Consider the following 13,345-nt stretch of genomic DNA (forward strand, 5'->3'; position numbering starts at 1 on the left):
AGTAAACACTAGTTATCTTACGGATTTTGCTTCAAACACTCTCCTCAATCGCACAACAGCGAAACCAGCAATAGCAAAACCTAAAGCAGAAATCAACGCAACAACTGAAGCTGACTCACCAGTCTTAGGCATATCTGGAACATGCTTTTCAGTCTTATGCTCAACAACAGGAGATTTCACATATTCATGCGCTGTATTATGTTCATGCTCCGACTTAGGCGCATGAGATAGCTCTTGTTTAGTCTCCGGAGTTTGAGATTCAGGAACTGACAATGGATTCTCCATCCCTGATTCAGGCTCAAAAGGTGCAGGCAAAATTGGATCTGGAGTAGGTGCTGGTTTCAGATTCTTCGTAAAGATGGCATATACAGTCGTATCACTATTTACTATGGTTTTACCAGTAAACGCAGTACCTTTACCATCCGCCTTAGTATTCCACTCTTTAAACGTGTAGCCATCTTTAGTTGGATTCTTAGGCATTGACTGATCTTTTAACACATCCATATCAATAGCCTTACCAGTTTCCACCTTTACCGTTTGAGTCTTATCGCCATCCTTAAATGTAACCGTGCTTCGAATCTGCTTCCACTTGGCAGTAAACACAGTATTAGCATTCAAAGTATATTCTTCACCAGGCTTGTAGGTTTTACCAGCAGCATCCACCCAGTTTAAGAACTGATAATCTTCGCGCGTAGGAGCAGCTAACATTTTAATACTCTTACCTTGCCGTATTGCACCACTTTTCTCAGTTTTACCGTCAATAAAAGTGCCACCATTAGCATTAAACGAAACTTTCGCATTCCACTGTGCGCGAAGTAAAAATACGCCGTCATACAATGGGTCTGTATTAGTGTCGTTATAACTCATCCAGTCGCAACTATAATCAGAAAACAGCGATTTGCTATTCCAGTAGTAGCGTTTGCCTACAATCCCAAGTTTCTTATAAGATTCAGTATTAGGTAACTCGGTAAACCAGCCGCCAAACACCAAATCATCTTTTGTTGGATCAGATGGGAAATCAACACCGTTATTCTTATTGACAAATTTCACAATACTCTTGGTATTACCATTGATATTGCCTCCCTGTAGGTCAAATTTCACCTTCATTTTAGCTAAAGAAATACGTACAGGCATACTACTATCAACAACTACTTGGAACTGAGAATAATTTTTAATTGGTTTAGGATACGTGTAATCAGACTCCCAGGAAAGATGATAGTCATCAGGAAGCTTTGAAGTATCAACTTTAATTGTTACTTTTTCGCCGTTTGCAAAATTGCCAACAGTACGTTCACAGTGACCATTTAATTCTTTCTTAACTTCAAGTTCATGCCCTTGCCCATCGATAACTGTTATAGGAAGTTCTTTCCACATACGTTCCATGTCAGAGCTAAGCTGTCCAAGTGCTCCAGGTGTTGTATGACCTTTTCCTAATTTTTCTGCATAATTCATAGATATGTGAAGCGGCTGCTTATTCGCATTATTCACTCCAGCAGCCTGAGCTGTCACTGTTCCAGCAAAAAGTCCAATCGTAGCTACAAAAGCAACTGCTAGACTAATAACTTTTTTTATTATTTTATTATTCATTTTTTATTTCCAGCCAAACTAACTATTATCGTAACAATAATTTTTATTAAATTTCGAAAATTTATATAGTGCAAACGCAAAACCAAAAATGCGTGTAAATATGCAGAACCACTAACCTATTTCAATACAAAATAAACAATGTATAGAGTGGTGAGACGATAAAAATTATGTTACGAAAAAGACAGCATCACGCTGTCTGTCTGTCTGTCTGTCTGTCTGTCTGTCTGTCTGTCTGTCTGTCTGTCTGTCTGTCTGTCTGTCTGTCTGTCGAGGATTATATTTTTCATGATCTCAGTTTGTCAACTTCCGTCACCGAACTAACATGCCAATTATAACAAACAAACTTAGCAAATTCCAGTATAAGATAACTCACAAATAAACTATCAAATCTGCTAAACAACCAACTCTCAAAAGCAGCAATAACGAAGATACATGAAAGTAACATATAATTTCTTAAAATTAAGTTTGGCAAACATAAAATAGGATCATAAAGCACAAATTAAGATTAGCGAACTTAAATTAAGTTTGACAAACGCAAATCCATTCGCTATAGTTTCCACTTATCACCATTTCGACGAGTAAAGGAGTGCACATGTATCATACAAATATGATGACAAATTGTTGTTGTAACGTATGCTGTTGCGCATTTCTTAATCGAAATGATGTTTTCAAGCACTAACTGTGCATAACATCTAGCCTGTGTTAAAAGCATTTACGTTAGAACACAGCAAATTACGATTTAAGAAACAGCGCGCTGTTTCTTTTTTTATGCCAAAATTCGAATATAAAACGTTGAAAAGATAACAATTTAATACGGATTAGATATTAAACAGATAAATGGCATTTTTAGAAACAACTAATAAACAACAGTCTCTTTATTAATAAAAAATTATTTTTTAAAAATTAAAAATAAACAAAATTAAACAAATTAAATTAAACAAGACAAACAAGTAAGGGGAAATATTATGTCTAACATCTACAAGTCCGTGCAAGAACTCGTAGGTCACACTCCACTTCTGGAGCTTACTCACATTGAAAAAGAGTACAATCTAGCAGCAAAAATCCTCGTAAAACTCGAATACTTCAACCCAGCAGGTTCCGTAAAAGACCGCATCGCAAAGCAGATGATTGAAGAAGCAGAAACCACAGGCACAATTAAGCCAGGCTCAGTAATTGTTGAGCCAACTTCTGGAAACACTGGCATTGGTCTTGCAATGATTGCACAAACAAAAGGATACAAAAGCATTATTGTGATGCCAGAAAGCATGTCTATTGAACGCCGAAAACTTATGAAAGCATACGGGGCAGAACTCGTGCTCACACCTGCTGCAGAAGGAATGAAAGGCGCAATTGCCAAAGCGAAGGAAATCGTTGAAAACACGCCAAACGCGTGGACTCCAGGACAGTTTACCAATCAAGCAAATGTGCACGCGCACTACAACACAACCGGCCCAGAAATTTGGCAAGACACTGACGAAAACGTGGATATGCTTATCGCTGGCGTTGGAACAGGCGGCACAATTACTGGTACAGGAACATATTTAAAAGAGCAAAATCCGCAGCTTGAAGTAATTGCAGTAGAACCAGCCGACTCCCCTGTGCTCGCAGGCGGCAAGCCAGGAGCGCACAAGATTCAAGGAATCGGTGCAGGATTCGTGCCAGATGTGCTCAACCAAAACATTTACGATCGTATTGTTCATGTAACAAATGAAAACGCAATTGAAAGCGGCAAGCTTATAAGCAAAAAAGAAGGCGTTCTCGTAGGCATTTCTTCCGGAGCTGCGGTTTGGACAGCAATCCAAGAAGCAAAAAGAGAAGAAAATGCGGGAAAAACCATAGTTGCAATACTTCCAGATTCAGGAGATAGATACTTGTCTACTGCATTATTTGAAAACTAACTGTATTTAGTAGCACTACTATAAACACGCAAGTTTTGATTAAATAATATGTGCAAATATTAATTAGTAATTAAAACGAGAAAATAAAGAAAACAAAAAAATACTGGAGATTAATGTATGAATGAGCATCTTGACCTTATAAACAAACTCAATTCAATTCATGATTCTGACATAAGGCAAGCTACATTCATACCTAACTATCACAATATTATTGCGCTCATACATGCAACTCAGGTGTTACTTTTGCCTGAGTTGCATGCACGCAATGTAAGTAACGATACTGCGCAACTCAATGCTACTTTGAATACCGTTACTTCAAACGCGTTAGACACTATAGAACGCATTATATTCCACGAACTTCAATCCTATACAAGCAACTCAATTAAAATTCAAGAAACTTGCAATCAATTTATACATAAACTTCCTGCAATTAAAAAGTTACTTTTAACAGATATTCAAGCAATATACGAAGGCGATCCTGCTTGCACAAGCAAAGTAGAAGTCACGCTCGCATACCCTGGTTTTTACGCAATGCTTATTCACCGCACAGCTCACGCACTCTATGAGCTTAACGTGCCACTAATTCCTAGACTTATGAGCGAATATGCTCACAGAAAAACCGGAATTGACATTCATCCAGGAGCAAAAATTGGTGCATATTTTTGCATTGATCACGGAACTGGCATTGTAATCGGCGAAACAACTGTAATCGGCGAACATGTTAAGCTTTATCAAGGAGTAACGCTGGGTGCAAAAAGTTTTGCGCTAGACGAGAACGGAAATCCTATAAAAGGTGGAAAGCGACATCCAAATATTGGGAATAATGTTGTAATTTACGCAAACGCAACAATCTTAGGCGGAGAAACCACAATAGGAAGCGGAAGTATAATCGCAGCAAACGCGTGGATCAACCGCAGCATTCCTGCAAACACAACCTACCACTTCCCTAAAGTCTAATGCGCGCTAAAAATACTGATTCCACTTCTACTATTTTATTTGAACATCCGTTAGATTCATTTACAATAAACATCCAAATATAATAAAAGTGCACGCTCATAAAACGTAAAAACGTAAGAACGCGCACTAGCAAGAATACTTAGCAAAAACTAGCAACAGCTAGAACAGCTACTTTTTAAGTTGCACAGTCTCGTGATCCCTGCCCATTTTAAACTTAATACCTGCACGCTGCCACATACGATATTCACCAACCGCAGTAAAGAGAACATCTGTGGAAGAGTTAAGTGCGGTTTCGCAAGAATCCTGAATAACACCAATAATAAGACCAATAGCAACTACTTGCATAGCGATATCGTTTGAAATACCAAACGACGAGCATGCAAGAGGTATAAGCAAAAGCGAACCACCAGCTACACCAGATGCGCCTGCAGCAGAAACTGCAGAAAGCACAGAAAGAATCACAGCCGTTGGAATATCAACGCGAATACCAAGCGTGTGAGCAGCGCACAAAGACATGATAGAAATAGTTATAGCAGCTCCGCTCATATTAATAGTTGAACCAAGCGGTATTGAAACAGAGTAATTGTCTTTGTTAAATCCAAGCTTTTCGCACAAATTCATATTCACAGGAATATTTGCAGCAGAAGAACGCATGAAGAACGCTGTAACACCCGAATCGCGCAAAGTTCTAAAAACAAGAGGATACGGATTCTTACGCGTAAGCACGAAAACCAAAATAGGATTAAGAATCAAAGCAACAACAGCCATTGTGCCTACTAACAAAGCAATAACGAAACCATACTCGCTAAAAATACGAAGACCGTTACTTGCAACTGTTGTATAAACAAGACCCATAATGCCAAAAGGTGCTGCGTTAATAATCCAGTGGACAATTTTTCCAATAGCAGATGAAACGTTATCGAAAAATGCTTTTGTAGAAGGCTCGGCTAATCGCAGAGCAACGCCGAAAGCAATCGCCCAGAAGAGGATACCAATAAAGTTACCTTTAACGAGAGCGTCTACAGGATTAACAACAATATTTAGCACAAGTGAATTAAGCACCTCACCAATTCCTTGAGGAGACGGCGAAGAGGCTGCTGCAACATGAGCAAAAGTAAAATCAACAGGGAAAATCATAGCAGCACATACGGCTACAAGGCTTGCAGTAAACGTAGATAGCGCGTACAGCCCTATTACCAATTTCATATTGCCAACACTTTTTGCTTGCGCAAGCGCACCAATAACTAGGCAAAATACTAAAATTGGCGCAACAGATTTAAGCGCACTGACGAAAAGTTTTCCCATAAGATCTAGCACATAGACGTGAGCTGGCACAAAAATACCAAGCGCAGCACCGAGAAAAAGACCAATTACAATGCGTAAAATAAGGTCAATGTTATTCCATTTTTGAACAATCTTGTGCATGAGAGTCTCCTGTATAGTAATTTGTGCAGAATGTTTTATACTCTTTTACGTGTATTAGCACTTGCAAGATTTTATTTTTTAAAGATTATACATAAGGATGCATATATATGCAAATCGTTAAGCTTTAATGTTTCGATATTTCAATAACTTAGCAACTCAGTGACTAAACACTTCAATAAGTGCTTTGTAAGCAAGATGACTCTTAAAATATAGTAAGCAACAATAACTTCCCGTGTAATCGCAAACTAAAATAGCAAAATGCCTCACTTTGCGTAGTAAAGAAAGACGCAAAGTAAGGCACGTTTTACATTAACTTCATTATGCTAATTAACCCAATACTCAGCAAACTTACTGAATACAATTAAGCAAACATTAAGCAGCTCTAAACTAGCTGATCTGCAATAACCAGACCAGCTAGCAAATATTCTACTTATTACTATGACGAGAAGTACCACGACGCTTAGCGGAGAAAAGCGCAGCACCAGCAGCACTAAGAGTTGCAGCAAACAAGCCAAACACAGACACGTCACTACCAGTCTTACTAAGCTGAGCAACACTACCACTCTTCAACACCTGAGCACGCACAGAAGCACGAACATCAGCCGCATGAGCCTTAGCAGCAGCCAAAGCCTTACGAGCAGCAGAAAGCTTCTGAACCGCAGCATCAACCTGAGCCTGAGTAGCGTTAGGATCAGCAGCAACCTTCTTAGCCTCAGCCAAAGCAGCATCAAGAGCAGCCTGAGCCTTAGCAACTTGAGCATCCGCCTGCTTCACAGCCAGATTATTCTCAACAGCAGCATCCACAGCAGCAGAATTTACGCCATTAGCAGCATGAGATCCAGCATTGTTGTTAGCAGCGTTACCTGCATTACCAGAGTTTACGCCAGCATCAGCTTTACCAGCTGCGTTGGCAGCATTACCAGTATTAGCACCAGCACCAGCGTTACCGTTACCAGCATTTCCAGGCTGTGAATCAGACTCAGCACCCTGAATCTGAACATTCAACTCACCCTTATCCACAGTAGTAGGCGCATTATCATTCACACCATAACCAGCTTCAGAACCAGAACCAGCATTACCAGCACCAGCACCAGTTCCAGTTCCAGTTCCAGCATTACCTGTTCCGGCATTGCCTGTTCCAGAACCAGAACCAATATTGCCGGTTCCAGCACCGTTATACTTATTCGCAATACTGTTCTTTGCAGCCTGAAGATCCTTCAACGCAGCATCAACTTGAGCCTGGGTAGCATTAGGATCAGCAAGCACACGTTTAGCTTCAGCCAACGCCTTCTTATACACATCCAAATCAGGAGCTTCACCAAGCAAGTAGGCAAACGACTTGCTAAAGTGAGAATCATCATCAACTTCAGCTTGCAATACCGTCTTATTAACACCATTCAAAGCATCTTTAGCATTCTTAAGATTCTTTAATGCAGTATTAACAAGAGCTTGACGATCTGCTTGAGACTTAGCAGCAACTTCCACACCCTTACCAGCAGGATCAGCTAGCTTAGATATAAGCTCCTTCGCATCTTGCAAAGCCTTATTATATGTTTGCTGCTTTTCAGCAGTATCATACGCGTATTTTACAGATTCTTTCACACTATTCTCAAGAGCAATCTCAGCTTGCAAATCAGCAATATCAACACCATTTAGTGCAGCAGCTGCGGTTTGAAGTCGAAGCAGCGCAACATTAACAGCAGTCTGCTTCTGATCAGGAGTATTCGCTGATTGAGCATTCTCCGCATCAGCAAGAGCAGACTCAGCATTCGTAAGAGCAGTATCATACTCAGATTTCTTATCCTGAACAGCATTCGTATACTGTACGGACTTCTTCAAAGAATCAGCTTTGTTAATTTCAGCCTGCAACTTAGACGTATCTACAGTTCCATTAAGAGCATTAGAAGCATTCTTAAGAGCAGTAGTAGCATCAGAAATTTCTTTCTCTGTTGCACCCTTCTTAGCAAGAATAGTCTGAGCAGTTTGCAAAGCCTGATCAAACGCAGTCTTCGCAGCATCAGAAGCATTCGTGTAAGCAACAGTCTTCTTCTTCGACTCAGCATCAGTCACAGCCGCCTGCAAACCAGAAGCATCATGACCATCCAAACCAGTAACAGCATTCGTAAGAGCAGTGATAGCGCGAGTAATCTCATCTGCTGTTGCACCAGCTTTCTTTACAATGCCTTCTGCAGAAGCTATAGCATTGTCAAGAGCAGATTGCTTCTCAGTAGAAGCATTCTTATAAGAAACATCATTCCTCTTATCTTTTGCTTCTGTGAGCTTTGTTACCAATTGAGTCTTGTCGTTACCGTCAAGTTCATTAACAGCCTTAGTAAGCGCAGTCAACGCATCATTAACAGCTTTCTGCTTCTGCTCAGGAGTCTTAGCAGCCTCACCAGGTTTTTGAGTTGCTGTAGATTTAGCATCAGCAAGAGCAGAATCAGCCTGTTGCAAAGCAGAATCAACAGCCTTCTTCTTATTTTCAGAAGCATTCTCATACTTATATGCGTCCTGAGACTTAGGAGTAGTAACACCGGTCAACTTCTTAGCATTATCAACAGCCGTCTGAAGCTCAGCTGTATTAACCGTTCCATCAAGACCGTTTATCGCAGTATTCAAGTTATTCAAAGCTGTGCTGATTTCAGAATCAGTGTGACCGTGAGGAGTCTTAACAAGATCTTCGGCAGTCTTCAAAGCATCATCAAGAGCCTTTTTCTTAGCAGAAGTACCATTCTTGTAAACAACTTCTTGCTGCTTAGCTTTTGCATTGGTGATAGCAGTCTGCAACTCACTCACGTCATTACCGTCAAGATTTTGAACAGCTTGCTTGAGTGCAGTCAATGCATCATTAACAGCTTTCTGCTTCTGCTCACGAGTCTTAGTGGACTGAGTTTTACGAGTCGCTTCATTAAGAGCAGCTTGCGCGTTGCCAAGAGCAGTATTGAACGCAGACTTCTTTGTTTCAGAAGCATTCTTACACTTCGCATTATTCTTCAGAGCATTGTCCTTAGTAACTTCATCTTGAAGCGCCTGAGTATCAACACCATCAAGTTCGTTAATGGCATTAGTAAGTTGAGTTAATGCATCATTAACAGCTTTCTGCTTCTGCTCAGGAGTCTTAGCAGCCTCACCAGGTTTTTGAGTTGCTGTAGATTTAGCATCAGCAAGAGCAGAATCAGCCTGTTGCAAAGCAGAATCAACAGCTTGCTTCTTTGCTTCAGAAGCATTCTCATACTTAGCATCGCCAGCAGATTGAGGGTTAGTCGACTTCTTCAGCTTCTTAGCCTCAGCAACTTTCTGCTCAAGTCCAGTTATATTGACTTTGCCATCAAGAGCAGCTTTAGCAGAATTGATAGCATCAACAGCTTGAGCTACTTTCTCAGCAGTTGCATTAGCATCAGTAAGCACTGCATTACCATCAGCAATAGCTTCATTGTAAGTAATTTTCTTAGTCTGATCTGCATTAATATAAGCAATCGTCTTCTTGAAATCAGCATCATTGTTAATAAGTGTTTGCAGCGCAGACTTATCAACAGTTTTGCCACCGAGATCCTGAACAGCCTTTTCTAATGCCTTCTTAATCTCATCAACCTTGGCACCATCAGCATTCATACCCTTAGTTGCATCAACAAGAGTAGATGCATTCGTGAACGCACTATCAAAAGCAGTCTTCTTATTATCTTTATAATCAGGCTTTGCTGTAAGAGTAGACTTCTGGCCATTAACAAGAGTCACAAGATCCTTGAGCGACTTCATCTTGCCGTCAAGCTCTTTAGCCTTAGTAACAACAGCAGTGATAGCGGCTTTCACTTTTTCGATAGTGTCTAAATTACTCTGAGGATCAGTTTCTGGATTCGCAACTTCTTCCTTAAGAGCCTTCTTCTGTGCATAATTAAGATTCTTAAGATTATCTATTGCAGTATTCGCATCTTTTCTAGTCTTTGCAAGCTCAGCTTCCTGAAGAATGGAATCAATGTCTTGTATAGAGTCGGTAGAAGAATCGTCTAAACGCTTATTGAAACCTTCAGCCTCATCTTGCGTAAGATCACCATTCTTCTTCAGCTCAGCAATCTTCTTCTTAGCAGCAGCTTTAGCATCCTCAAACTCAGCATTGTTGAGAATCTCTGCAACTTTATCAAGACTATCTGCAGTACCTACTTTGTTTTGATACTCCTCCTTATCTTGTTCGCTGAGATTCTTCAACTTGCCAATCTTATCTTTAGCATCAGTCTTAGCAGCATCAAGACCATTGTTATTACTGCTATCAGCAGCAGTCTGATTCTGATTGCCTTTTAACGTAGCATCATTCTTGGCTTTATTTACACCATTAGTATCCTGAGCATCATTAACTTGCTTAATAAACTGCTCTTTGTCCCCAGGCTTGAGTTTATCATTCCCGTTAATTTCATCAATAGCAGCCTGCTTTTGCTTCTCAAGCTCAGCTTTCTTCTTAGCTTCTTCAGCCTTGCTTGTGTCTTGCTGTTCTTGCTGATTCTGAGTTTGTATATCAGTATCAACCTTCGTATCATCTTTCTGCTGCTGCTGTTTCTGTTGTTGCTCAGCCTGCTGATCAGCTTGTTGCTGCTTTTTATCAGCTTCCTTTTGCTTCTTTTGATCCTGTTCCTTTTGGAACTCGTTTATCTTCTCACGGATCTTTTCAGGATCAGTCTCAGTACCAATCTTCTTATCAAGTTCAGTCTTTTGCTCAGGAGTCAAACCAAGATTATTCTTAGCATCATTAATCTGCTGTTGAGCATCTTTCTTTTTCTTCTCATCTTTACCATGCTTATCAGCAGACTTAATAATCTTGTCTACATCTTCTGGCTTAGTGATCTTATCAATATCACTCTGATGATCTTTCTTGAACTTATCAATCTCATCCTTACTCAAGCCATGCTTCTGAAGAATCTTGTCAATAAGATCATTAGCTTCATTCTTAAGTTCTTCAGGCTTAGGAGCAGCAGCATTAGATACAAAGCAGTCGTTCTTGGTAAGAGTAATAACCGTATTCGGATTCCAACCCTGTAATGCTTTTATCTCAACCTCATCATCATGTTGATATAAAGAAACAATACCTTTATTACTTCTATTATCACCGAGTTTTAGTGTAGATCCAGACGTTACATCCCAATCGCTAAAGAATTTATACAACGTCATACCACCACCCGTATTAGAGTCAGGCGCATGAAGTTGATTGAGAAGACCATTCGTACTATTTATATATTGATCGTTTATCTCAGATTTTCCAGCTTTTGCTTTCCAGTTATCTTGAATAAACTTCCTAACAAACTTATGCCAATCATCTTGAGTTAATTTGTTTTTATCAGCAACAGCAATCTTAGTAATGTTGTACTTGTACCCATTATTATTTTTTGTTTCAGTTGTTGGATTCTCTGGATTACCCTTGGTGTATACCAACTCAGAATAGTCGAAGGTAGACGTTGAATCATCATTAAACTTAACAGTCATAGTATGCGTATTATCATCAAATGTGATAGCACTATTTTCATTACTGCCTTTTAGCTTGCTTTGAAGCTCATTATTGGCTGTTAAGATAGCTTGCCTAATAGTTGACCGTTCTTTTTCTTGAATCTTCTTAGCATCTTGTACAGGTGTACGAGCTGGAAGCGTAATGTAAGTAGTCTCATTAAGCTTCTTCGCTTGATACACCAGCTTGCTGCCATCGAGCTTATCAGTAGACTTATCAGTATAAGTGATAGTCACGTTGCCTTTATTATCTACTGTAATAGATTTCTTAGCTTCTTCTAGATTGTTAGGCTTACCAATTGCATCTATGAAGTCAGCTTTAGTTTTATTCGCTTCATAAACTTTCTTCACAAGTTCCGTTTGCTCACCTTGAGTCAACTCTTGTGGTTTTCCAACTGCCATTGGAACTGGATAGTAAGGGGTAAACTTATCCGCAAGTGAACGCTGCTTCTTTACAAGATACTTGCCTTCAAGCTTTTTAGTTGAATGAGTACCAGTTGCATCCTTGAATGTGATTGTTGCATCACCATTAGCGGCAACATCAACCTTTTCTATAAGATTCTTAATCTTATCATTAGCCTTCTTAATAGCATTTTCAACTTGCTTCTTCTCTGACTGATCAAGAGCAGTTGGATTCTTCACAGGAGTCAAAGCTGGATACGTAATTTTTGTGCGATCCGCTAATGGCACGTAGCGCTTAGTTAGATTCTCCTTAAAAATAGTATCCGTAGAGTTATCTTTATACGTTACCGTTGCGCTACCATCGTCATTGACTTTTACAGCCTTTTTGAAAGCCGCTTCAGTAGGAACTTCCGGCATACCGTTAAGCTTTTTCAGTACATCAGCATTATTCTTATTAGCTTCCCACAGCTTTGTAAGAACAGACTTCTTCGCATCTTCTGAAAGATTCTTGCCATATTTCGAAGAATCAACCTCTACTTTATCTTTAGGATAAGCAAGTTCTAATTCCTTGGAATACTCTGGCAACGTCGGCGCAAGCGCAACCTTACCAACAGTGTAATGCCAGTTACCCAGTACCTGATACACACCTGCAGCAAACTTCAAAGGCTCCGTTTTATTATTCAGTTTAATAACGAAGCTAATCTTAGATCTTCTATTGCCTCTACTCTCCCAGTTAATAATCAAAGCGCTAGTAGCATTCTTATACTCCCTAGAAGTATCGAGAGTATCACCAGATTTATCATAACCGCCGGCTTCACCGGTCATTCTTTCCCAGTTACTCTTAAATTCAGCACCTTGCGCTTTATTATTATCAAACCAGAAACGGCTTACAGACTGATCCCAAGCAGCCTTTGTATATTGTGTACCTGTTTTTTGAGAAGCTGAACCACCAGTCAACTCTTCGTCTTTATACAAAGTAATGCTATCGTCTACAATTGTGACGTCCTTAGGCACGCTCGCCCACCAGAATGGTCGACCACCCCACCATTCACCATGAGAATTAAACTGGTACTCAACCTTATAGTACTGACCGAATGTTGCCCTATCAGCCTTGTCTTTATCAATTTCCTTATTCTTATCACAAGGAACTGCGTTAATATCTACGTATTTCTGCACCTTCGTAGAAGAATCGCGATTTGCATACCTATAGCTACCATCAGGAAGATTAAAACCATTAGCCCAAGCTTGATGAGTTGGCAAACCAGCACCACAAGCAAGCAAGCTTGCCAATGTTGCAGTTACAGCAATTTTCGGTAAACGTGAAACCGCATACGACTTACATGCTTCTAAACGAGTTCCACTTATCTCTTTCGCCATTGAACGAAGTGTACTCGGCTTCAAATACGCGTAATTCTTAGACACATGTAAAGCGTTTTTAGCAGCTTGTGTTTTCTTAACCATTAGCAGTCCTCACTTGTATATTTTCTCTTCAACTCGCTCTGCAGACATAAACTCACATCTTGTAAAAGAGCTTGTTAACAGAGCAAAGGATACCCCCCCCCCGCGTAATAATTCAAGTAATATAGACA

General features: G+C 39.9%; 5 protein-coding genes. 2 read left to right on the top strand and 3 right to left on the bottom strand.

The annotated features are described in order from the left end of the window. Window positions 1-12: 12 nt before the first annotated feature. The gene (locus HXT43_RS03595) at window positions 13-1,587 is read right to left on the bottom strand and encodes an InlB B-repeat-containing protein (protein WP_116442658.1); all 1,575 of its coding nucleotides are present in this window, start codon (window positions 1,585-1,587) and stop codon (window positions 13-15) included. Between the two features lie 965 nt (window positions 1,588-2,552). On the opposite strand from HXT43_RS03595, the gene cysK reads away from it, so the two are divergent. Beyond that, complete coding sequence (gene cysK / locus HXT43_RS03600; RefSeq protein ID WP_174143395.1) at window positions 2,553-3,485, top strand: cysteine synthase A; 933 nt, start codon at window positions 2,553-2,555, stop codon at window positions 3,483-3,485. A gap of 117 nt (window positions 3,486-3,602) precedes the next feature. After that, window positions 3,603-4,442: a serine O-acetyltransferase EpsC gene (epsC, locus tag HXT43_RS03605; RefSeq protein ID WP_004119974.1), complete on the top strand. Its 840-nt coding sequence runs from the start codon at window positions 3,603-3,605 to the stop codon at window positions 4,440-4,442. A 168-nt stretch (window positions 4,443-4,610) separates the two neighbouring features. Here the strand turns inward: epsC and sstT are convergent, their stop codons facing one another. Both sstT and HXT43_RS03615 read right to left on the bottom strand, forming a co-directional pair. Further along, window positions 4,611-5,867, bottom strand: coding sequence for a serine/threonine transporter SstT (sstT, locus tag HXT43_RS03610; protein WP_116971439.1), 1,257 nt, complete (start codon window positions 5,865-5,867; stop codon window positions 4,611-4,613). Window positions 5,868-6,293: 426 nt separating this feature from the next. After that, window positions 6,294-13,217, bottom strand: a complete 6,924-nt coding sequence (locus tag HXT43_RS03615) for a GA module-containing protein (protein ID WP_174143396.1) — start codon at window positions 13,215-13,217, stop codon at window positions 6,294-6,296. Window positions 13,218-13,345: the final 128 nt, after the last annotated feature.

This window comes from Gardnerella sp. DNF01195 (genome assembly GCF_049244175.1).
Lineage (GTDB): Bacteria > Actinomycetota > Actinomycetes > Actinomycetales > Bifidobacteriaceae > Bifidobacterium > Bifidobacterium leopoldii.

What these genes read in the sequence shown, in the direction of transcription:
- HXT43_RS03615 (WP_174143396.1), bottom strand. Translation starts at nt 13,217, where the DNA reads ATGGTTAAGAAAACACAAGCTGCTAAAAACGCTTTACATGTGTCTAAG.
- cysK (WP_174143395.1), top strand. Translation starts at nt 2,553, where the DNA reads ATGTCTAACATCTACAAGTCCGTGCAAGAACTCGTAGGTCACACTCCA.
- epsC (WP_004119974.1), top strand. Translation starts at nt 3,603, where the DNA reads ATGAATGAGCATCTTGACCTTATAAACAAACTCAATTCAATTCATGAT.
- sstT (WP_116971439.1), bottom strand. Translation starts at nt 5,867, where the DNA reads ATGCACAAGATTGTTCAAAAATGGAATAACATTGACCTTATTTTACGC.
- HXT43_RS03595 (WP_116442658.1), bottom strand. Translation starts at nt 1,587, where the DNA reads ATGAATAATAAAATAATAAAAAAAGTTATTAGTCTAGCAGTTGCTTTT.